The sequence below is a fragment of the Delftia acidovorans SPH-1 genome (genome assembly GCF_000018665.1).
Classification (GTDB): Bacteria; Pseudomonadota; Gammaproteobacteria; order Burkholderiales; family Burkholderiaceae_C; genus Comamonas; species Comamonas acidovorans.
Map to the genome: position 1 here is coordinate 6,432,193 of NC_010002.1, position 21,106 is coordinate 6,453,298.

Annotated in this window: 23 protein-coding genes; 14 read left to right on the top strand and 9 right to left on the bottom strand. The window is 69.3% G+C overall.

The genetic code is table 11. The annotated features are described in order from the left end of the window. The first annotated feature begins 165 nt into the window (after positions 1-165). The gene (locus DACI_RS29200; protein ID WP_012207573.1) at positions 166-1,155 is read left to right on the top strand and encodes a tripartite tricarboxylate transporter substrate binding protein; all 990 of its coding nucleotides are present in this window, start codon (positions 166-168) and stop codon (positions 1,153-1,155) included. On the opposite strand, the gene DACI_RS29205 is transcribed toward DACI_RS29200, so the two are convergent. From DACI_RS29205 to DACI_RS29215, 3 genes are all read right to left on the bottom strand, one after another. Continuing rightward, positions 1,113-1,622 (bottom strand): GNAT family N-acetyltransferase, encoded by a 510-nt coding sequence (locus DACI_RS29205; RefSeq protein ID WP_012207574.1) that lies wholly within the window; start codon positions 1,620-1,622, stop codon positions 1,113-1,115. The two genes, DACI_RS29200 and DACI_RS29205, sit on opposite strands and share 43 nt — an antisense overlap. Positions 1,623-1,737: 115 nt before the next feature. Next, positions 1,738-2,154: a tautomerase family protein gene (locus DACI_RS29210; RefSeq protein WP_043782948.1), complete on the bottom strand. Its 417-nt coding sequence runs from the start codon at positions 2,152-2,154 to the stop codon at positions 1,738-1,740. A gap of 64 nt (positions 2,155-2,218) precedes the next feature. Next, on the bottom strand, positions 2,219-3,025 hold the full coding sequence (locus DACI_RS29215; RefSeq protein ID WP_012207576.1) for an SDR family NAD(P)-dependent oxidoreductase: 807 nt from the start codon (positions 3,023-3,025) through the stop codon (positions 2,219-2,221). A 160-nt stretch (positions 3,026-3,185) separates the two neighbouring features. Here DACI_RS29215 and DACI_RS29220 point away from each other — a divergent pair, with 160 nt between their 5' ends. The 4 genes from DACI_RS29220 to DACI_RS29235 all read left to right on the top strand — a co-directional run bounded on the left by DACI_RS29220 (position 3,186) and on the right by DACI_RS29235 (position 6,197). Beyond that, a complete protein-coding gene (locus tag DACI_RS29220; RefSeq protein WP_012207577.1) occupies positions 3,186-3,713 on the top strand; it encodes a winged helix-turn-helix transcriptional regulator in 528 nt (175 codons plus the stop codon). 8 nt (positions 3,714-3,721) lie between these two features. Further along, positions 3,722-4,525, top strand: coding sequence for a helix-turn-helix domain-containing protein (locus DACI_RS29225; RefSeq protein WP_012207578.1), 804 nt, complete (start codon positions 3,722-3,724; stop codon positions 4,523-4,525). 93 nt (positions 4,526-4,618) lie between these two features. Next, positions 4,619-5,239 carry a GlxA family transcriptional regulator gene (locus DACI_RS29230; RefSeq protein ID WP_012207579.1) on the top strand — a complete coding sequence of 207 codons (621 nt, stop codon included), beginning with the start codon at positions 4,619-4,621 and terminating at the stop codon, positions 5,237-5,239. 13 nt (positions 5,240-5,252) lie between these two features. Further along, entirely contained in the window at positions 5,253-6,197 is a 945-nt protein-coding gene (locus DACI_RS29235; protein ID WP_099752836.1) for a DMT family transporter, read from the top strand. 41 nt (positions 6,198-6,238) lie between these two features. Here the strand turns inward: DACI_RS29235 and DACI_RS29240 are convergent, their stop codons facing one another. Then, entirely contained in the window at positions 6,239-6,802 is a 564-nt protein-coding gene (locus DACI_RS29240; RefSeq protein ID WP_012207581.1) for a fasciclin domain-containing protein, read from the bottom strand. Between the two features lie 311 nt (positions 6,803-7,113). On the opposite strand from DACI_RS29240, the gene DACI_RS29245 reads away from it, so the two are divergent. The 9 genes from DACI_RS29245 (at position 7,114) to DACI_RS29285 (ending at position 15,905) form a co-directional block, all read left to right on the top strand. Next, positions 7,114-8,085 carry a ferritin-like domain-containing protein gene (locus tag DACI_RS29245; protein ID WP_012207582.1) on the top strand — a complete coding sequence of 324 codons (972 nt, stop codon included), beginning with the start codon at positions 7,114-7,116 and terminating at the stop codon, positions 8,083-8,085. Between the two features lie 91 nt (positions 8,086-8,176). Further along, entirely contained in the window at positions 8,177-8,419 is a 243-nt protein-coding gene (locus tag DACI_RS29250) for a hypothetical protein (protein ID WP_043782950.1), read from the top strand. A gap of 45 nt (positions 8,420-8,464) precedes the next feature. After that, positions 8,465-9,835: an Nramp family divalent metal transporter gene (locus DACI_RS29255; RefSeq protein ID WP_012207584.1), complete on the top strand. Its 1,371-nt coding sequence runs from the start codon at positions 8,465-8,467 to the stop codon at positions 9,833-9,835. A 149-nt stretch (positions 9,836-9,984) separates the two neighbouring features. Further along, the gene (locus tag DACI_RS29260) at positions 9,985-10,464 is read left to right on the top strand and encodes a rhodanese-like domain-containing protein (protein WP_012207585.1); all 480 of its coding nucleotides are present in this window, start codon (positions 9,985-9,987) and stop codon (positions 10,462-10,464) included. 12 nt (positions 10,465-10,476) lie between these two features. Then, the gene (gene epsC, locus DACI_RS29265) at positions 10,477-11,391 is read left to right on the top strand and encodes a serine O-acetyltransferase EpsC (RefSeq protein WP_012207586.1); all 915 of its coding nucleotides are present in this window, start codon (positions 10,477-10,479) and stop codon (positions 11,389-11,391) included. After that, positions 11,388-11,660, top strand: coding sequence for a helix-turn-helix domain-containing protein (locus DACI_RS29270; protein ID WP_012207587.1), 273 nt, complete (start codon positions 11,388-11,390; stop codon positions 11,658-11,660). Before epsC ends, DACI_RS29270 begins: the two co-directional genes overlap by 4 nt. 83 nt (positions 11,661-11,743) lie before the next feature. Beyond that, positions 11,744-12,676: a family 2A encapsulin nanocompartment shell protein gene (locus DACI_RS29275; protein WP_012207588.1), complete on the top strand. Its 933-nt coding sequence runs from the start codon at positions 11,744-11,746 to the stop codon at positions 12,674-12,676. 12 nt (positions 12,677-12,688) lie between these two features. After that, positions 12,689-14,614: a family 2A encapsulin nanocompartment cargo protein cysteine desulfurase gene (locus DACI_RS29280; RefSeq protein ID WP_012207589.1), complete on the top strand. Its 1,926-nt coding sequence runs from the start codon at positions 12,689-12,691 to the stop codon at positions 14,612-14,614. A gap of 286 nt (positions 14,615-14,900) precedes the next feature. Next, positions 14,901-15,905, top strand: coding sequence for a fimbrial protein (locus tag DACI_RS29285; protein WP_157059710.1), 1,005 nt, complete (start codon positions 14,901-14,903; stop codon positions 15,903-15,905). Between the two features lie 90 nt (positions 15,906-15,995). Here the strand turns inward: DACI_RS29285 and DACI_RS29290 are convergent, their stop codons facing one another. The 5 genes from DACI_RS29290 to DACI_RS29310 all read right to left on the bottom strand — a co-directional run bounded on the left by DACI_RS29290 (position 15,996) and on the right by DACI_RS29310 (position 21,106). Then, positions 15,996-16,952: a Bug family tripartite tricarboxylate transporter substrate binding protein gene (locus tag DACI_RS29290; protein WP_012207591.1), complete on the bottom strand. Its 957-nt coding sequence runs from the start codon at positions 16,950-16,952 to the stop codon at positions 15,996-15,998. Positions 16,953-16,996: 44 nt separating this feature from the next. Continuing rightward, the gene (locus DACI_RS29295) at positions 16,997-17,992 is read right to left on the bottom strand and encodes a tripartite tricarboxylate transporter substrate binding protein (RefSeq protein ID WP_012207592.1); all 996 of its coding nucleotides are present in this window, start codon (positions 17,990-17,992) and stop codon (positions 16,997-16,999) included. Between the two features lie 65 nt (positions 17,993-18,057). Then, on the bottom strand, positions 18,058-19,122 hold the full coding sequence (locus DACI_RS29300; protein ID WP_012207593.1) for a hydroxyacid dehydrogenase: 1,065 nt from the start codon (positions 19,120-19,122) through the stop codon (positions 18,058-18,060). Then, positions 19,122-19,799 carry an RraA family protein gene (locus DACI_RS29305; protein ID WP_012207594.1) on the bottom strand — a complete coding sequence of 226 codons (678 nt, stop codon included), beginning with the start codon at positions 19,797-19,799 and terminating at the stop codon, positions 19,122-19,124. Before DACI_RS29305 ends, DACI_RS29300 begins: the two co-directional genes overlap by 1 nt. A gap of 59 nt (positions 19,800-19,858) precedes the next feature. Beyond that, positions 19,859-21,106: an alpha-hydroxy acid oxidase gene (locus DACI_RS29310; RefSeq protein WP_012207595.1), complete on the bottom strand. Its 1,248-nt coding sequence runs from the start codon at positions 21,104-21,106 to the stop codon at positions 19,859-19,861.

The following is a 21,106-nucleotide window of genomic DNA, read 5'->3' on the forward strand; positions in this document are numbered from 1 at the left end:
CATTGCAGATATGGATATGAGCTTTGGGCACTGCGCGCGCATGCGTGGCGCAAGCGTGACGCACGTTGTGCGGCAGCCGCATATGCATAGCCGCAATGCTTAGTTCACGCCGCGCCAGGAGCCTCCCAGACTGCGGGCATCGACTCTCTGCACTCCGGCACTCCCATGATCCGCACCCCGTCTGCGCTGCGCGCACTGCTGCTTCCCCTGTTCTCCGCCCTGGCCCTGCACGCGCCTGCGGCCCTGGCCTCGGCCGACAGCTTTCCGAACAAGCCGGTGCGCATCATCGTGCCCGTGGCGCCCGGGGGCAGCGCCGACAAGCTCACGCGCACGCTGGCCGACAAGCTGGCCGCGCTGTGGGGCCAGTCGGTGGTGGTGGAGAACGTGGCCGGGGCCAGCGGCACCATCGGCGCGGCCAAGGTGGCCAAGGCCGCGCCCGACGGCTACACCCTGCTGCAGCAGGGCGAGGGCCTCACGCTCAACGGCCTGCTGTTCGCCCAGTTGCCCTACGACACGCAAAAGGCCTTCACGCCCATCATCAAGGCCGTGGTCAATCCGCAGGTGCTGGTGGTCAACCCCGCCACGGGCCTGAACACGCTGGGCGACTACCTGGCCCGCGCCAAGGCCAAGCCGCAAAGCATCAGCCTGGGCCTGCCCGGCAATGGCGGCATTGCCCATGTGGCGCATGAAATCCTCACGCAGGAGACGGGCGCCAAGGTCAACTACATCCCCTACCCGGGCGGTGGCCCCGCCTCGCTGGACGTGCTGGGCGGCCATACCGACGCCACGCTGATCACGCTGGCCGCCGTGACCGAGTACGTGCGCGCCGGCAAGCTGCGCGCCCTGGCCGTGACCACGCCCTACCGCTCCGACGCCCTGCCCCAGGTACCCACCATGGCCGAGGCCGGCGTGCCCGGCTTCTCGGTGGAAAGCTGGCAGGGCTACTTCGCGCCGGCCGGCACGCCCGCGCCCATCGTCGCCAAGATCAACCGCGACCTGCAGACCGTGCTGCAGGCCCCCGATGTGCGCGCGCAGCTGGAGCACATGGGCTTCAAGGTGGCGGGCGGCTCACCGGCCGACCTGGGCCAGAGCCTGCAAAGCGAGCGCCCGCGCTACGCCCGGGCGATCCAGTCGGCGGGGCTGTCGCTGCGCTGAGGCTGGCCCACGGGCGCGGCCAAGGCGATCTGCATGGGTACGAAGGCCACGCCATTCTTCTCCAGCGGCGCACTGGTGGCCCGAAAACCCAGCCTTTCGTAGGCGGGTACGGCAAACGGCGTGGAGTTGACGGTGACGCTGCCGGCGTCCGGGTGGATGGCAGGCTGCAGCGCCTGCCATAGCCGCCTGGCCAATCCCTGCCGCTGGAACGGCAGGCCAACGAACAGATGGAACAGATGGCGCCCGTCACGCAGGGCCGCCATGCCTGCCAGGGCATCGCCCTGCCTGGCAACGATGAAGAGGTAGCGGGGGTCCTGCAGGTAGGCCTGGAGCGCCTGCGGCCCCAGGGCCTTCAGGAATTCCTGCGCGCCCTGGCTGCCGGAGTCCAGGGTGAAGAGGTGCGACACGCTGGAGACCAGCGCGCTGATCTCTTCGGCGTCTTCGATGTGTGCGGGACGAATGTGCATGGGGAAAGGTGCAAGGGCCGGAGGTGCAAGGGCCGGAGGTGCAAGCGCCTGAGGTGCAAGGGCCGGAGGTGGAAAGGCCACGGGGCCTGTCCCCTGTCCCGCCCCCGCAAGCCTCTCAGTAGGCGGCAGGCCGATTGTCCAGGCGCCATTTCTCGCCCTCGGGCGTGCCCGGCACGGGCGGGCGCAGGCCCTGGATGCTCCACAGGCTGAAGGGCGTCTCGTCCACATGCATCTCCCAGCGCAGGCCACGGTCGGCGATGAAGGGGGACAGCTGCCGCCGCACGCCTTCGAGGAACCGTGTCTTGGTCTCCTCGTCGCGTATCTGCCGCGCGATGTGGTCCACGGAGATGCGCACGAAATCATCCGCAGGCTCGCCGCCGATGAAGAACGAAGTGCGCGCGACGGCCTCGAACACCACGCCCACGTAAAAGCGCGGCAGGTCGCAGTAGACGGCCGTGATGCGCTGGGCGATGGCCTGTTTGTCTTCATCGCTGAAGGCGTTTTCGGGGTGGTAGATCTTCCACAGGGGCATGGTTTTCTCCGGGTGCAAAAAAGAGGAGGTTTCGGGAAATCCGGGCTGGCGACACGGCGGGCCGTCAGGCGGGCTGGCCTGCATCCGCGCCCTGGTAGCGCGCTGCCGGCACGCCGCTGAGCGTCAGCGCCTTGACGAGATTGGCGCGCGATTGGTCAAAGTCCAGCCAGGCGGTCGTGCTGCCCAGCGTGGGAAAGCAGATGGCCTCGCCCTGGTCGAGTGCGACCAGGGCCGTATCCACCAAGGACTCGGGCGACATGAACAGGTGCGCGGGAAACGGCGCGGGCTTGCCGCCGAAGAATTCGGAGTGCACCAGGCTGGGCATCACCGCCTGCACCATGACGCCGCTGGAAGCGAGCTCGGCCTGCAGCGAGCGCGTGAAGTTCAGCACATAGGCCTTGGAGGCGCCGTAGCTGGAGGCGCCCGGCACCGGCATCACGGCCAGGATGGAGCCGATGTTGATCAGCGTGCCCCGGCCGCGCGTGGCGAACAGCCGCGCCGCCGCCAGCGACAGCCGCGTCAGCGCATGGATGTTGACCATGACCATGCGATCGACCTCGCCCGCATCCACCTGGGCGGCCGGGCCCAGGGCTCCCAGGCCGGCGCAGTTCACCAGCATGCGGATGTCACGCTCACCCGACAGCAGCGCCGCCACGCGCTGCAGGCCGGCGGCGTCAGCCAGGTCGGCGGCCACTACCTCCACCTCGCGGCCATGCGCGCTGCGCAGCCGCTGCGCCAGCGCCTGCAGCCGGTCCTCGCGGCGGGCCACCAGGATCAGGGAATGGCCCCTGGCGGCCAGGCGGTCTGCGTAGACGGCGCCAATGCCGGATGAGGCGCCAGTGACGATGGCGGTGCCTTGATGCGTGCTCATGAAGGAGGTCCTTGCTTGAAAAGCCGTGGTTGATAGTGGCTCCAAATATAAACTCCAATCATTAGAGTTACAAGCGCGCAATCCACCTTTGCGGGCCGGGCTTGCGTTTTGCTGAGACACTCCAGGCCTGCGACAACCGCGAACACACAAGGGAAACCCCATGCGATCCAAGAGCTTCGAGGGCATGGCCTGCTCGATCGCCACCGCGCTGGAGGCCGTAGGCGACCGCTGGGCCATGCTGGTGCTGCGCGACCTGATGCTGGGCCTGAGCCGCTATGACGACCTGAGAAAGTCCACGGACATCACCAATGCCACGCTGACCGACCGCCTGCGCCAGCTGGAGCAGACCGGCCTGGTCGAGCGCCGCCTCTACCAAAGCGGCCCGGACCGCTACGAGTACCTGCTCACGCCCAAGGGCCGCGACCTGTCCCTGGTGATCCAGGCGCTGGCCCAGGTCGGCGACCGGTGGCGCCTGCAGCAGCAGGCCCAGCCGCCCATGCGCTTTGTGCGTGCGCAGTCAGGCACGCCCCTGCGGCTGGCGCTGGTGGAGGAGGAATCGGGCCAGAGCGTGCCTTTTTCCGAGCTGCGCGTGGAGGCCGGCCCCGGCGCGGACGACCTGACGCGCTGGCGGCTGTCCAAGCTGGCCGCGCAGGCCAGGACGCCGGCAGCGGCCCCCGGCGCGGATTGAGACCGGCCATGGCCGCGCCCCTACCCGGCAAGCGCCCGCAACGCGCCCTGACCTACCGCCGCCACTGCGCGCTGGGCGGCGTGGAGATTCTCAGCGGCCATGCCGTGCAGCACCGCTATCCGCGCCACTTCCACGACACCATGGGCATTGCCGTCATCCACGGCGGGCGCGAGCTGTGCTGGAGCCGGGGCGCCGAGCGCGAGTTCACGGGTGGCGATATCGCGTTGTTCAACGCTGGCGAGATCCACGACGGGCGCCCGGGCGGCGAGCAGGGCTGGACCTACGACATGCTGCATGTCGAGCCCGCCCGCATGCACGCGCTGCTGGGCGTGCGCGATGGCTGGTTCGACGCCGTCAGCCTGCGCGACCCGCAGACCCGGGCCTGCGCCCGGCAGTTGCTGCAAGGCCCGCAGGACGGCCTGGCCGCCGACGAGGCCCTGCTGGCGCTGCTGCGCCGCGTGGTGCACAGCCCCGGCCGGCCGCATGCGCCCGATGGCGCCAGCGCGGCGCTGCTGCGCGAGTTCATCGACGCCCATGCGGACCAGGAGCTGGGCGCCGCGCGGCTGGCCGCCGTCTGCGGGCTCAGTCCCGAGCACGCCATCCGCAGCTTCAGCCGCCGCTACGGCATCACGCCCCATGCCTACCACCAGGCCCGCCGCGCCGAAAGCGCCCGCGGCCTGCTGCGCGGCACGCTGGCGCTGAGCGAGGTGGCACTGTCGCTGGGCTTCTACGACCAGAGCCATTTCTCCAACTGGTTCCGCCGCGCGCATGGCGTGGCGCCTTCGCAGTACCGCCAGGCCATGCGGCCCTGAGCGGCCTTGAGCGGCCCGGCCTGATCAATTCCGTCCAAGACCGCGCGCTGCGGCCTGCCTAAGCTGCCACTCCTCGACAGACAGGAGTGGTGGATGAAGACACGGACCGTTGGATTTTTCGTCTTTGATGGCGTGGTGCTGCTGGAGTTTGCAGGGCCTTTGCAAGTGTTCGACGTGGCCGCGCGCGTGGCCGTGCGGCGCGGGCTGGCGGCCTTGCCCCCGTTTCAGCCCGTGGTGATCAGCCGCAGCGGCGCCGCCGTGCGCACGCGCGAAGGCGTGGGCATCCAGGCGCAGGCCAGCCTGCAGGACCATCCCCCGCTGGACCTGGTGATCGTGGCCGGCGGCGCCCTGCAGGCCGAACTGGCCGCGCCCGAGGTCGCCGCCTGGCTGCGGCAGGTGGCCGGCAGCAGCGAGGTGACGGGCTCCGTCTGCGTGGGCTCCTTCCTGCTGGGGCGGGCAGGGCTCCTGGACCAGCGCGAGGCCACCACGCACTTCGAGGACACGGAAGACCTGCGCGCCATTGCGCCAGCTGCCCGCGTGAGCGCCGACAGGCTGTGGATCGATGAGGGCGCCATCGTCACCTCGGGCGGGTTTGCGGCGGGCATCGACATGGCCCTGCACCTGGTGGAGCGCCTGCTGGGCGCGGAGATCGCGGCCGAGACGGCACGCCAGCTCGAATACCGGCGGCGCGATGCCGCCGACCGGCAAGCGTGACGGGGCCATGCGCATGAACGGAAAGACAAGCTACCTGGCGCTGCTGGCCGTGGGCGGGCTGATCCTGAGCCTGTCCGGCGTGGCCGTGGCTTTCAGCAGCATGGGCACCAGCGCCATGGGCTTTTACCGCATGCTGCTGGGCGGCCTGGGGCTGGCCGGCTTTGCCCTGTGGCGCGGCCTGCGCTGGCGCATGACGCGCCAGGCCCTGCTGTACGCCTGCCTGGCCGGCGCCGCGCTGGCGCTGGACCTGTACTGGTGGCACAAGAGCATACGGATGGTGGGGCCGGGCCTGGGCGCCATCCTGACCAACTGCCAGTCGTTCTTTCTGGCGGGGCTGGCCTGGGCGGTGTTCCGCGAGCGGATCACGGTCGTCTACTTCGTGGCGCTGGTGCTGGCGGCCACCGGTATCCTCATGGTGTCGGGTGCGGGCCTGCCCGTGGCCTCAGGCCCGGATTCGGCGTCCGAGCACTGGCTGGGCGTGGCCCTGGGCCTGGCCTCGGCGGCGGCCTATGCGCTGTGCGTGGTCTTCATCAAGAAGGGGCAGACCCCGCCGCACGCCACGCACCCGGCCGTCAACATGGCCGTGCTGTGCGCCGCCGCCGCGCCCTGCCTGCTGGCAGCCGCGTGGCTGGAGGGCGAATCGCTGGCCATTGCCAGTGCGGCCGATTTCGGCACGCTGCTGCTGTACGGCCTGCTGGTGCAGGGCGTGGCCTGGCTCATGGTGAGCACGGCCGTGCCGCATGTGAAGGCCTCGCTGGCCGGCCTCATCCTGCTGGCCGAGCCCATAGGCACCTATGCCATCGACGTGCTGTTCTTCACCGCCCGGCCCACGCCGATGGCGCTGGCCGGCATGGCGCTGACGCTGGCGGCCATCTATGCGGGATCGACCTATGGCGGAGCGCCCTCCGGCGGAGCGCCCGCAAGGCGCATGGCGAAGGCGCAAGGCTCCGGCCACTGACCACGGCGGTCAGTGGCCGGCCCGCTCGCTGCCTGTGCCGCTCACTTGGGCAGCAGCACCTTGTCGATCACGTGGATCACGCCGTTGGACTGATAGACGTCGGGGATGGTCACCGTGGCCGTGCCGCCCTTTTCATCGGTCAGCATGATCTTGGAGCCGCTGGACTTGGCCACCAGCGTGCCGCCGCTGACGGTCTTGATGCTGGCCATGCCCTTGCCGTCCTTGATCATCTTGGACAGCGCCGCCGCATCCCACTTGCCGGCCACCACGTGGTAGGTCAGCACGGTGGTCAGCGTGCCCTTGTTCTCGGGCTTGAGCAGGGTGTCCACCGTGCCTGCGGGCAGGGCCTCGAAGGCGGCATTGGTGGGCGCGAACACGGTGAACGGACCCGGGCCCTTGAGCGTATCGACCAGGCCCGCCGCCTTGACGGCTGCGACCAGGGTGGTGTGGTCCTTGGAGTTGACGGCGTTGTCGATGATGTCCTTGGACGGCAGCATGGGTGCGCCGCCCACCATCACATCGGCCATGGCAGCCACGGAGGCAGCCGACATCACGATGGCCAGGCCGAACGAGGCCAGCTTGCGGGTGTTTTGAATCGAGATCATGGAATGCTCCTAGCGGGTTGATGACAAGCCGAACGATTCCGGCTGATCTGGATACGCAGCGCAGCGGGGTCTGGATTCAAAAAAAACGGCGATCGACGTCAAACACAAAAAGTTACAACCACTTTCAATTGCGGCACATCCAGACCTGCGCGGCCTGCGTACTGCCGGATAGCGGGGACGCATCCCATTCCCCTGGAGCAGGTGGCCACCTCTTCAGTGGAACGCGCTTTCGCCACACCCGTGTGCTTTCGGCCGGAGGCGCATTCTTCACGTTGACCGTTCGCGCCTGCCGCGAACCGAGAGGAACCATCATGTCTGACGAATCAGTGTTGATCGGGGTTTTGCAAAAACGTGCCAAGAAGCTGGAGGACAGGCGCCAGTTCTTCCGCAAGACCAGCGGCGTGGCCGTGGGCATGGCGGGCGGGGTGATCCTGTCCGCCTGCGGCGGCGGCGGGGGCGATGCGAATGCGCAGGCCAACGGGCCCACGGATGCGGAGATCCTGAACTTCGCCCTCAACCTGGAGTATCTGGAGTCGCAGTTCTATCACTACGCGGTGTTCGGCACCGGCCTGCCCGCCAACCTGCAGTCGGGCGTGGGCACGCAGGGCGCCATCACGGGCGGCCGTGCCGTGGCCTTCAAGGACCCCGTGGTGGCGCAGTACGCCAAGGAGATCGCCCAGGACGAGATCGCCCACGTGGCATTCCTGCGAGCGGCGCTGGGCTCGGCCGCGGTGGCGCAGCCGCAGATCGACATCGGCGGAACCGACCCGAACGGCGCCTTCTCGGTGGCGGCGCGAGCGGCCGGGCTGGTGGGCGCGGGCACGGCCTTCGATCCCTATGCGAGTGACGAGAACTTCCTGCTGGGGGCCTTCATCTTCGAGGACGTGGGCGTCACCGCCTACAAGGGCGCATCGCCGCTGATCACCAACAAGACCTATCTGGAGGCAGCCGCCGGCATCCTGGCCGCCGAGGCCTACCACGCAGGTCTGGTGCGCACGGTGCTGTACGCCAAGGGCCTGGCCACGCCCGCGCTGCGCACGGCGGCCGGCGCCATCTCGGATGCGCGCGACAGCCTGGATGGCTCCACCGACGTGGACCAGGGCATCACGGGGGACGCCACCACGTCCAACATCGTGCCGCTGGATTCCAACGGCATCGCTTTCAGCCGCTCGCCGGGCGACGTGCTGAACATCGTGTACCTGACCAAGGACACGGCGACCAAGGGCGGGTTCTTCCCGGCCGGCGTGAATGGCTCGCTGGTGATGAGCAGCGCCTACGCCTGACGCGGACCGCCCGCCTGCCCCGCGCCGGCCGGGGCAGGCGGGCTTCCCCGGGGCTGGCCCGAGACAAGCGTTCCCCTGCCAAGGAGTTGCCATGATGTCCCTTCTGCCTTCCTCATCCGCCCCCCGCACGCCGGCCAGCACGCCGGGCCGCACGCCGCGGCGCCTGAAACCTGCCACCGTGGCGCGCCGCTGCGTGGGCAGCCTGATTCTGCTGGCCGGCGCGGTCATCTTGACCGGAGATCTCGTGGCGCTGTGGCGCGGCGCAGGCACTGATGCCGCACCCGCCGCCGCAGCCATTGCGCCCGCCAGCGGCGTGGTGCCAACCGCCCGATAGGCATCCCCCTGCAACCGCGTGCCCCCCGCCGGCGGAAAGGCCCCCATGAACGACACCGTGCTTGCGGCCGAACAGGGCCGCTTCGGCGCCATCGAGCCGGACCACGGCCACGCGGGCACGCCCAGCCTGCCGCAGGTGCATCGCAGCATCGCCGTGCCGCGCGGCGACAGCCGCTCGGACAACGCGCGCCGCGTGCTGGCGTTTGCCGGGCCCGGCTACATGGTAGCCGTGGGCTACATGGACCCTGGCAACTGGGCCACCTCCATCGCGGGCGGCTCGCAGTTCGGCTACTCGCTGCTGGCGGTGATCTTTGCCTCCAACCTGATGGCCATGCTGTTCCAGGCGGCGGCCGTGCGCCTGGGCCTGGCCAGCGGGCGGGACCTGGCCCAGGCCTGCCGCGCGCAGTTTTCCCCGCGCATCAATCTGGTGCTGTGGTTCTTCTGCGAGATCGCCATCGTGGCCTGCAATCTGGCCGAGGTGCTGGGCATGGCCATCGGCCTGAACCTGCTGTTCGGCCTGCCGCTGGTGGCCGGGGTGTGCATCACGGTGGTGGATGTGATGCTGATCCTGGCCCTGCAAAGCCGGGGCTTTCGCTGCCTGGAGTCGGTGGTGATCGCCCTGGTGGCCGTGATCGGCCTGTGCTTTGCCGCCCAGCTGGTGTGGCTGCAGCCGCCCGTGGCGGCCGTGCTGCGCGGCCTGCTGCCGGGCATGGAGATCGTGGCCAATCCGCAGATGCTGTACCTGGCCGTGGGCATCGTGGGGGCCACGGTGATGCCGCACAACCTGTACCTGCATTCGTCCATCGTGCAGACACGCCGGCATGACACCACGCCCCAGGGCACGCGCCAGGCCATCCGCCTGGCCACGCTGGACTCCACGGTGGCGCTGGGGCTGGCGCTGTTCGTGAACGCCGCCATTTTGGTGGTGGCGGCCGGTGCGTTCAACCGGCCCGGCCAGGCGCCGGTGACCGAGCTGTCGGACGCCTACCACCTGCTGTCCCCGCTGCTGGGCGTGGGCATCGCCAGCGCGGTGTTCGGCGTGGCGCTGCTGGCCTCGGGGCTGAGTTCTTCGGTCACGGGCACGCTGGCCGGGCAGATCGTGATGGAAGGCTTCCTGCAGATCCGCCTGTCGCCCGCGCTGCGCGCCCTGCTGACGCGCTGCATCGCCATCGTGCCCGCCGTGGTGGCCACCGCCTGGTATGGCAGCACCGGCGCCAGCGCCCTGCTGGTGTTCAGCCAGGTGGTGCTGAGCCTGCAATTGCCGTTTGCCATCGTGCCGCTGCTGTTGTTCACCACGCGGCGCAAGACGCTGGGCGAGCTGGCCTTTGGCCCAAGGATGTCGGCGGTGCTGTGGGGCTGCGCGGCCCTGGTGGTGTCGCTGAACCTGTGGATGCTGCAGCGGCTGCTGACGGCCTGATCGCCAGAACCGGGCATGGCGCCGCGCGGCGCCTTCATAGACGTTTTGCTTCTATCAAACGCCGCTCTTGTTCGTTGGTGGCTTGCCGCGAAGTTCTTAGATTGGTGCCTATAGCCACCAACCCGCGAATTCTCCGCAAGGACGACGACATGACAGCCCTCACTTTGGAAACCGCCTTGCCCCAGGCTCTGGAAGAGGCGCAGGAACACGCCCGCGCACAGGGGCTGGGCCACGCAGGCGGCGTGCGCCCGCCCGTGGCCTGGGCGCTGGTGCAGGCCGGCCAGGCCGTGCTGGTCGATGTGCGCACGGCCGAGGAACGCAAGTTCGTCGGCCAGGTGCCCGGCACCCTGCACGTGCCCTGGGCCACGGGCACGGCGCTGACGCGCAACCCGCGCTTTGCCCGCGAGCTGGAAGCGCGCCTGGCCCCGCACGGCGGCAAGGAGGCCGTGGCCCTGCTGCTGTGCCGCAGCGGCAAGCGCTCGGTGCTGGCGGCCCAGGCGGCCGCCCAGGCCGGGTTCGCCCATGTGTTCAACGTGCTCGAAGGCTTCGAGGGCGAGATCGACGCGCGGCAGCAGCGCGGCAAAAACGACGGCTGGCGCTTCCACGGCCTGCCCTGGATTCAAGACTGAAGGAGCACGCAGATGGCCAGTTTCGACATTGCCGGACTCACCCAGAACCTGCATGCGGCGCGCCGCGAATGGCGCGAGGCGCACGGCCGCACCCAGGAGCCCGGGGCGCGCGAGTTTCCCTCGCGCGACGCGCTTTCCACCCTCATCGACCAGCTCAAGGCAGCCCTGTTTCCCATGCGCCTGGGCCCGCACGACCTGCGCCAGGAAAGCGAGGACATCTTCGTGGCCCACCAGCTGGACTCGGCCCTGCATGCGCTGCTGGGCCAGATACGGCTGGAGCTGCGGCTGTCCGCGCCCCACACGGCAGCGGGCGCCGACGCCATGGCGCTGGACATCGCACGCGCCTTTGCCGAGTCCCTGCCCCAGATCCGCCGCCTGCTAGACAGCGATGTGCTGGCCGCCTTCCACGGCGATCCCGCCGCGCGCAGCGTGGACGAGGTGCTGCTGTGCTATCCGGGCGTGCTGGCCATGATCCACCACCGCCTGGCCCACCAGCTGTACCTGCTGGAGCAGCCGCTGCTGGCGCGCATCGTGGCCGAGCTGTCGCATGCGCAGACGGGCATCGACATCCACCCGGGCGCGAAGATCGGGCGGGGCTTTTTCATGGACCACGGCACGGGCGTGGTGATCGGCGAGACCGCGGTGATCGGCGAGCGCGTGCGGCTGTACCAGGCCGTCACCCTGGGCGCCAAGCGCTTTCCCACCGATGAGCACGGCCACCTGCGCAAGGGCCTGGCGCGCCATCCGGTGGTGGAGGACGACGTGGTCATCTACGCGGGCGCCACCATCCTGGGCCGCGTCACGCTGGGGCGCGGCGCCGTCATCGGCGGCAATGTCTGGGTGACCGAGGACGTGCCGCCCGGCGCCCACGTCACCCAGGCCCATGCGCGCGAGCACGCGCAGCAGCCCCGGGAGGTGGCCCTATGAGCACCCGTCTTGTCACCAGCTTCGGCATTGCCGTGCGCCAGGCGCGCGAGGCCCATGGCTGGTCGCAGGAGCGGCTGGCCGAGCACTCGGACCTGAACCGCTCCTACGTGGGAGAGATAGAGCGCGGCCGCGTCATCGCCTCGCTGCTGACCGTGGAGAAGCTGGCCGTCTCGCTGGGCGTGCAGCCCTCGGCCCTGGTGATGCGCGGCGAAACCGTGGCCCACGACCAGCTGGTGCGCGGCCTGCGCTTGGCGGCTATAGCATGTTGAAGACATGTGCGCGGGCCGGGACACTGGCCCTGTTTTCCCTCCTTCCCCTTCCCTTTTTCCTGAACTGATCACGGAGTCTGCACATGTCGGCAACAGTGGGCGGCACGACCGCGCTAGGCGACAACGCCGCGCGGCAACTGGCCAACGCAACCAAAACCGTTCCCCAGCTTTCGACCATCAGCCCGCGCTGGCTGACGTACCTGCTGCAATGGTCGCCGGTGGAGGCGGGCATCTACCGCCTCAACCGCGTCAAGAACCCGGAGGCCATCAAGGTCACCTGCACGGCCAAGCAGGAAGACAACCAGCTGCCGCGCACCTATGTGGACTACGAGGAGCAGCCGCGCGAGTACTTCCTCAACGCCGTCTCCACCATCCTGGATGTGCACACGCGCATCTCCGACCTCTACAGCAGCCCGCATGACCAGATCAAGGAACAGCTGCGCCTGACCATCGAGACCATCAAGGAGAACCAGGAAAGCGAGCTCATCAACAACCCCGACTACGGCCTGCTGGCCCAGGTCACGGACGAGCAGCGCATCTTCCCGCTGACCGGCGCGCCCACGCCCGACGACCTGGACGAGCTGCTGACCAAGGTCTGGAAGGAGCCCGCCTTCTTCCTGACCCATCCGCTGGCCATTGCCGCCTTCGGCCGCGAGGCCACGCGCCGCGGCACGCCGCCGCCCACGGTCAGCCTGTTCGGCTCGCAGTTCATCACCTGGCGCGGCATTCCGCTGATCCCCTCGGACAAGGTGCCCGTGGCCGATGGCAAGAGCAAGATCCTTCTGCTGCGCGTGGGCGACAAGCGCCAGGGCGTGGTCGGCCTGTACCAGCCCGGCCTGCCGGGCGAGCAGAGCCCGGGCCTGTCGGTGCGCTTCATGGGCATCAACAACCATGCCATCGCGTCCTACCTGATCTCGCTGTACTGCTCGCTGGCCGTGCTCACGCCCGACGCGCTGGCCGTGCTCGACGATGTCGAGATCGGCAAGTACCACGACTATCCCGACACCTACAAGTAAAGAGGCCGGGCGTTGACCGTGTCTGCAATCACCTCCGTGGCGCCCCAGGCGCCCTTCGACCCCGAGGCGCTGGCGCGCATGGCCAACGCCCTGTTCTCCGCCGCACCGGGATCGGCTCCTGCCCTGCCGGGTCTTCCGGGTCTTCCGGGTCTTCCCGGCCTGCCTGCTGGCGTGCAGGCACCCGTGAACGTGGCGCCCCCGGGCTCGCCGCTGGCCAGCCCGGCAGGCCTGGGCCCCGGCGTGCCGGGCACGCCCATCCCGCAGGGCCTGGCGCCGGGCAGCAACCTGCTGCCGGCCTCGCCCGCGCCGCTGGCCTCGTTGGCCCACCGCGCGCCCGCGCTGCTGCCCCATGCCCAGGCCGGCAACGGCGTGCCCGACCATGTCGTGAGCGCCCTGCCCGCCTACGAGCCGCGCCTGGGATCGCAGGTGCTGGGCGTGCCCCAGCGCCAGGGCGATCCGCTGGATGCGCTGGCCGCGCTCCCGTTCACGGCACCTGCTGCACCTGCGACACCTGCTGCATCTGCGGCACCCGCCGTGCCGCGCATCGGCGTTCCCACCGAAGGGCCCGGCATTGCGTCCACCGTGCCTTCGGCCGAGCCGCGCTTTTACTTTGTCGATCCCGTGGTGCTGCCCGCCGGCTACACCACGCCGGCCCATCCGCTGCAGCGCCAGCAGGCTTCGCACGGGGCAAGGCATGGCACGGCCGGCGTGCAGGCGCCCTTCGACGTGCATGCCGTGCGCCGGGACTTTCCCATCCTGTCCGAGCGCGTCAACGGCCGTCCGCTGGCCTGGCTGGACAACGCGGCCACCACGCACAAGCCGCGCGCGGTGATAGAGCGCATCCGCCACTTCTACGAACACGAGAACTCCAACATCCACCGCGCAGCCCATGAACTGGCCGCGCGCGCCACCGACGCCTACGAGGGCGCGCGCGAGCGCGTGCGCCGCTTCATCAACGCGCCCGACGTGAACGAGGTCATCTTCGTGCGCGGCACCACCGAGGCCATCAACCTGGTGGCCAAGAGCTGGGGCTGGCAGCATGTGGGCGAGGGCGACGAGATCATCGTCTCCCACCTGGAGCACCACGCCAACATCGTGCCCTGGCAGCAGCTGGCGGCCGCCAAGGGCGCGAAGATCCGCGTGATCCCGGTGGACGACTCGGGCCAGGTGCTCATCGATGAATACCGCAGGCTGCTGAACCCGCGCACCAAGATCGTCTCCGTCACCCAGGTCTCCAACGCGCTGGGCACGGTCGTGCCCGTGCGGCAGATCGTGGAGCTGGCCCACCAGGCGGGCGCCCGGGCTCTGGTCGATGGCGCGCAGTCGGTCTCGCACATGGCCGTGGACGTGCAGGCCATCGGTGCGGACTTCTTCGTGTTCTCGGGCCACAAGGTCTTCGGCCCCACGGGCATCGGCGTGGTCTGGGGACGGCGCGAGGTGCTGGAGGACATGCCGCCCTGGCAGGGCGGCGGCAACATGATCGCCGACGTGACCTTCGAGAAAACCGTCTACCAGCCCCTGCCCAACACCTTCGAGGCCGGCACCGGCAACATTGCCGACGCCGTGGGCCTGGGCGCCGCCATCGACTACGTGCAGGCCCTGGGCATGGAGCGCATCGCGCGCTACGAGCACGATCTGCTGCAGTACGGCACGCAGGCGCTGGCGCCCATCCCCGGCCTGCGCCTGATCGGCACGGCGGCCGACAAGGCCAGCGTGCTGTCCTTCGTGCTCAAGGGCTGGACCACGGCCGAGGTGGGCGAGGCGCTCAACGCCGAAGGCATCGCCGTGCGCACCGGCCACCACTGCGCCCAGCCCATCCTCAGGCGCTTCGGCGTGGAGACCACGGTGCGGCCCTCGCTGGCCTTCTACAACACCACCGAGGAAATCGACCGGCTGGCGGCCGTGGTGCAGGGGCTGGCGGCGCGCAGGCGGGGTTGAGCCACGGGCTCAGCCCAGGCGTCTTGCAAAGGCGTCGCCCGTGGTGGCCGTGCCCAGGCGGCCGTGCCCAGGCGGCCGCCCACGTCGTTGACGCCGCTTGCGCCAGGTTTGCCGCAGGCCGGACCCGGTGGCAATGCCGCGCAACAGCAGCGGACGGAACACGGCATTGGAGTCATGAAAAAGCATTGCCAATATCAGAATGATCCTATGGATTTTCATCAATCATAGGAATAGACTTTGGAGCACGCCCATCAAACTCTCCTGCATCGTTTCCGGTTTCATTCATATGAAAAAAATCAGATATTTTCTCATTCCGGCAACGCTTTGCTTTTCTGTAAGCTCCATTTATGGAGGCATGTTTACCCCGGCAGCATCCATCATCCAATTACCGGAAAGCATCAACGTTCCCGCAGGAAATATCATGAATGGATCAGTGCTATGGGACTCGCCCATGGTCAAATCCACCCTCGACACAATTTCCTACAGTGTGCTTTCGGGGCCATCTTCAGAAATATGGCCCCAAATCATGAACGCCACTACGCTGGACGGCGATATCTACTCCACATCTTTGCGCGGAATAGGAATCCGTTGGCGTGCCATATGGAAAGCCAGGAATTTCCCCAATGGCAAAACCATGTCCATCACCACTACGTCCAACAATGCAGGAGCCACGGGATGGCAAAAGGATGATGTACATGAGCAAACCATATGGATGCAACTCATCAAGACAGGCGCCGTTCAATCGGGCACTTTCAGCGTCAGCAGCTATGCATCCGCCCGGTTTGACTGCAATAGCCTTTGCAATAGCTGGATCGTGATGGCGGCCGGCAGCACCGTGGTGCGCACAGGCGCCAGTTGCCGGGTGAAGACGAGCAACATCGCCGTGAAACTGCAGCGAGTCAACAGGTCACAGTTCAACGGGATAGGCGCTACCTCCGCGCCCCAGTCATTCGATCTGGAACTGATCTGCACCGGGGGCGAAGCCAATTCCACCCTGCGCCCGTTCGTCACGCTCACGGATGCCAACGATGCCGCCAACCGCTCCGATGTGCTGACGGTGACCGGAGGGGCTGCCGGCATCGGCATCCAGATCCGCAGCAGCGACAAGGTCATCAGCTACGGCGAGGACTCCGCCAACTTCGGCAATCCCAACCAGTGGCAGGCGGGCATCATCACCCCAAACACCAGCAACCACGTGATTCCATTGACGGCGCGCTATGTCCAGACCCAGCCCTCCGTCACAACAGGCTTGGCCAACGGACGGGCCACCTTCACGCTCAACTACCAGTGACCTGCCAGTGACCTGCCAGTGACACGCTGGCTGCATTGCGGCTGTGCAGTCGCCCCCGCGCCGATCCTGCACTGCCGCACCCGGCTGCGCTCACTCGGCTCTGGCCCCCGACACCCGCACCTGCTCGGCCGCCACGGGCATCTGCTCGCGCACGAAGCGCCAGAACGCGTCCACGCCCATGGGCTTGACGGGCAGCGAGCCTTGGTCGATGAACTGCTTTTGCACCTCGGGATTGCGCAGCGCCGTGGCCAGTGCGCCGTTCAGGCGCTCCAGCGCCGCGCGCGGCGTGCCGGCCGGGGCAACCAGCCCGTACCAGGAGTCGGTGTAGAAGCCCTTGACGCCCGCTTCCTCGAACGTTGGCACATCGGGCAGGGCCGGCAGGCGCTGGCGCGAGGCCACTGCCAGGGCGCGCAGCTTGCCCGAGCGGATGAAGGGGATGGCGCCCGTGGTGAGCACGAAGTCCACGCGGCCCGCCATCAGGTCGGTCATGGCCGGGGCCGTGCCCTTGTAGGGGATGTGGGTGACATCCACGCCCGTGAGCTGCTTGAAGCTGGCGCCCGCCAGGTGCTGGCTGGAGCCCACGCCGCCCGAGCCGTAGTTGAGCTGGCCCGGCCTGGCACGCGCCGCCTCCAGCAGATCGTTGACCGAGCGCAGCGGCGAGGCCACGGGCACCAGCAGCACGCTGGGCGAGGTGGTGATCATGCCGATGGGCGCGAAGTCCTTGAGCGGATCGTGGTTCAGCCTGGCGTAGAGAGCGGAGTTCAGGCCGTGCGAGGCCACGGTGGCCAGCATGATGGTGTTGCCATCGGGCCTTGCGCGGGCCGCCGCGTCACTGCCCAGGTTGCCGCCCGCGCCGGCCCGGTTGTCGATGGTGATGGGCTGGCCGAGGGCCTCGCTCATGCGCGTGGCCGCCAGCCGTGCCACGTTGTCGGAGGGGCCGCCCGCAGGCCAGCCCACGATGAGGGTGATGGGGCCTTGCGCCAGAGCCGGCAGGGCCAGGGCGCACAGGGCCAGCGCAGCCAGGCTGCGGCGCGGCAGACAGTGCATGGCGGTCGTCCTTGTGAATTCAAAGGTTGGCATGGGCATGGCCTTCAGGGCTTGCCGTCCTGCCAGGGCATCTCGGTCCAGAGCTTGCGAAAGCCGGCCTCGGTGCGCTCCAGCTCGGCCGCGTAGGCGGGCGGCGCCAGGTAGCGCAGCGGCGCGTACATGGCCTCGGCCTGCTGCCTGAACTGCGGGTCGGCCGCGATGGCGGCCACGGCATCGACCAGCTTTTTGCGCACGCCTTCGGGCAAGCCCTTGGGCGCGGCCAGGCCGCGCAGGGAGGCCAGCTCGATATCGATGCCCTGCTCCTTGAACGTAGGCACCTGCGGCGCCAGCGAGCTGCGCGCGGCCGACATCTGGCCCAGCAGGCGGATGGGAGTGCCGCCCTTCTGGTAGGCCAGCACCTCGCCCACGTTGATGGCGCCGATGGTGATCTGCTGGCCCGTGGCGGCGGCGCGCACCTCGCCCGCGCCCTTGTAGGGCACATGGGTGAGCTGCGTGCCGGTGGCCTTGGCGAACAGCAGCATGGCCAGGTGGTCGTCCGAGCCCGTGCCCGTGGTGCCCACGGTCACGGCACCGGGGTTGGCCCGGGCGTAGGCGGCCAGGCCGGCCAGCGTGGTGATGGCGTTGCTGTTGTGGATGGCAAAGCCGCCAGGGTCGTCCACCAGGTTGCCCAGCAGGTCGTACTGGCTCCAGTGGAAGCTGCTCTTGCGCTCGATGGGAATGGTCAGCACGTTGGGCGTGTTGATGAAGCCGATGGTGTAGCCATCCGGCTTGGCCCGCGCCAGTTCGCCAAAGCCGATGCCTCCGCCCGCGCCGGGGCGGTTGAGCACGACCACGCTGCCGCCCAGCTTCTTTTCCAGATGGCGGGCCAGCAGCCGCGCCACCAGGTCGGTGCCGCCGCCGGGCCCGTAGGCCACGATCATCTCGATGTTGCGCGAGGGATAGGGAGCCTCGCTCTGCGCCTGGGCCTGGGCCAGGGCCGGCAGCGCCATGCAGGCGGCGGCCAGGCCTGCGCACAATGCGCGCCTTGCTTGCGGTGTCATCTTTGTCTCCTGGGTCGCCTCTTGCAGTGGTCTGAGAGGCTTTTTAGTCATGGTGAAGGAAGCGGCTAACGGGATGGGGAAAAGGACGGGGAACGGGACGGGTCCAAGGCCCTGGCGATGCGCTCGCGCGCATGCGGCCAGACCTCGGGATTGACCAGGCGCGCGGGCCGCTGGCCGTCGGCCAGCAGTTGCACGATCTGGGTGGCGGCCAGCTCGGCGTTGTTGCGCCGGGCCTCGTGCGTGACACCGGCGGTGTGGAAGGTGGCCACCACCTGGGGCAGGGCCAGCAGCGGATGGGAAGCGGGCGGCGGCTCCTGGTCCCAGACATCGAGCCCGGCGCCGGCCAGGTGGCCGCTGGCCAGGGCGGCGTGCAGGGCGGCCTCGTCATGGATACCGCCGCGCGCCGTGCTCACGAAGACGGCGCCCGGCTTCATGGCCGCAAAGGCAGCGGCGTCCATGAGCCCCAGCGTGGAGGCATCGCGCGGGCAGTGCAGGGAGACGATGTCCGAGCGGCGCAGCAGTTCGTCGAAGCCGACGGCCTCGGCCCCGCGCGCCGCCAGGCCTGCCGCGTCATAGGCCGGGTCGCAGCCGATCACCTGCATGCCGAAGGCCCGGCCCAGGGCCGCGACGCGGCTGCCGGCCTCGCCCACGCCCACCAGGCCCAGGGTGCGGCCGCGCAGCTCGTGGCCCATGACGTCTTCCCGGCTGAAGCCCCGGCCCGGGGCGCGCAGCAGGCGGTCGGATTCGTTGATGCGGCGCAGCACGGACAGCATCAGCCCGATGGCCATCTCGGCCACCGAATCCGCGTTGCCGCCCGACTGGTTCATCACGGCCACGCCGGCGCGCGTGCAGGCCTCGATGTCGATGGTGTCGCAGCCCGAGCCGCTGGAAGATACCGCCAGCAGATCGGGGCAGCGCGCCAGCAGGTCCGCCGTGGCGAACCAGTGGCGCGGCAGCTCGTCCTTGGCGGCCGTGATCTGGTAGACCTGGGCGCCAGCCAGGGCCTGCCAGGCGGCGGCATCGTCGCCCTCGCGCCGGCAGGTGAGCAGCTGCACACCGGGCGCGGCCGAGACGATGCGGTCAAAGGCCGCGTCCAGCCAGTAGTCGAAGCGGACAACGCGGCGCTCCATCACAGCACCCCCTTGGCGGCCAGCGTGCGCGCCACCCAGGAGCGGTCGGCGCGGCCTGCGGCAATGGCGGCGAGCACGTCGGCCTCATCGCGCTGTATGGCCTCCACGCGGTCGGCAATGGCGGCGGCCTCGGCGGCGGGCACGGCCAGCAGGCCGTCGCCATCGCCCAGCACCAGGTCACCCGGGCGGACGACCATGCCGTCGATGCTGACGGGCACATGCAGCTCGCCGGGGCCGTCCTTGTAGGGGCCACGGTGCGAGACGCCGCGCGCATACACGGGCAGGCCGTGCTGGCCGATGGTGTCGCTGTCGCGGATCAGCCCGTCAATGACGATGCCGGCCGCGCCGCGCGCCATCATCAGCGCCAGCATGATCTCGCCAATGATGGCGTTGGGCCCGGCGCCGCCCGCGTCCACCACGATCACGTCGCCGGGGCCGCAGATGTCGATGGCCTGGTGCACCATCAGGTTGTCGCCGGGGCGCGTGCGCACGGTCAGCGCACGGCCCACCAGCGGCCCCTGGCGGCGATGGAAGGGCCGCAGCGCCGAGGTGCCCGTGGTGCGGCTCATGGCGTCGCTGACATTGGCGACCGGAAAGCCGCGATAGCGCTGCAGCAGCGCATCGCCAAGGGCGGCCTCGGGCCGGGCGTGGATATGGAATCCGGGAATCTTGCTCACTGCTGTGTCTCCGTCTGTGTCTGTGTCTGTTGTCTGTGTCGATACCGTTGTCTTGCCGCTCAGAACGCATCCCAGGCCTGCGCGTGGCGCACGCAGGCTGGCGTGACCTGGTCCAGGCGCGTGGCGCCCAGCATGGCCATGTCGCGCAGCACCTCCTCGCGCAGCAGGGCCATGGCGTGGGTCACGCCCGCAGGCCCGGCCACCGAGGCCGCGTAGTTGAAGGGCCGGCCCACGAACACGCAGCGCGCGCCCAGGGCCAGGGCCTTGAGCACGTCGGTGCCCCGGCGCACGCCGCTGTCCAGCATCACGGGCAGGCCGGGCACGGCGCGCACGATGCCGGGCAGCACGCGCAGCGGTGCCACGGCGCCGTCGAGCTGGCGCCCGCCGTGGTTGGAGACGATGAGGCCGTCGGCCCCGTGGTCGCGCGCCAGCACGGCGTCTGCGGCCGAAAGAATGCCCTTGACCACCAGTTGCCCCTGCCAGCGCTGGCGGATGGCAGCCAGATGCGGCCAGGCCAGGTGGGAGCGGTCCGAGAAATCGCGCATCACGCTGGCCGACAGGATGGGCGCGCCCCGGTGCGCATAGTTGTTCTCGAAATGCGGCATGCCGTGCCGCCACAGGGTCTTGAGAAAGCTGCCGAACAGCCAGCGCGGGTGGCTGATGCCCTGCCAGGCCAGGCTTGGCCCGGGCCGCAGCGGCGTGGAAAAGCCGGCGCGCACATTGTTCTCGCGGTTGGCGGCCACGGGCGTGTCCACCGTGATCACCAGGGTCTGCACGCCGGCGGCGGCCACGCGGTCCAGCAGCGCATCGATCTGGCCCTGGTCGCCCGGCAGGTAGGCCTGGAACCATGTATGGGGCGCGGCCGCCATCACCTCCTCCAGCCGGATCAGCGAGGAGCCGCTCATGATGGCCGGCACGCCCGCCTGCTGTGCGGCCTGGGCCAGCACCAGATCGCCTCGGTAGGCCGACAGCGCGGCAATGCCCATGGGCGCCACGCCGAAGGGCGCGCCGTAGCGGCGCCCGAACAGCTCGAAGGAGGGGTCGCGCTGTGCCACGCCCACCAGCGCGCGCGGCACGAAGGCCAGCTCGGCAAAGGCGCGGCGGTTGTCCGCCAGCGAGGCGTTGTCCTCCACCGCGCCGCTGATGTAGGCATGGATGGGGCGCGGCAGATGGCGCCGCGCCAGCCGCTCGAAATCATCGAGAGACAGCACCTGGCGCAGGCGGCGCGGCGGCCGGGCAGGGGCTGGTGCAGCGGCTGCGGAAGCGGTGGCGGTGGCGGTGGTGGAGGGGACGGTGTTGGCAGGCAT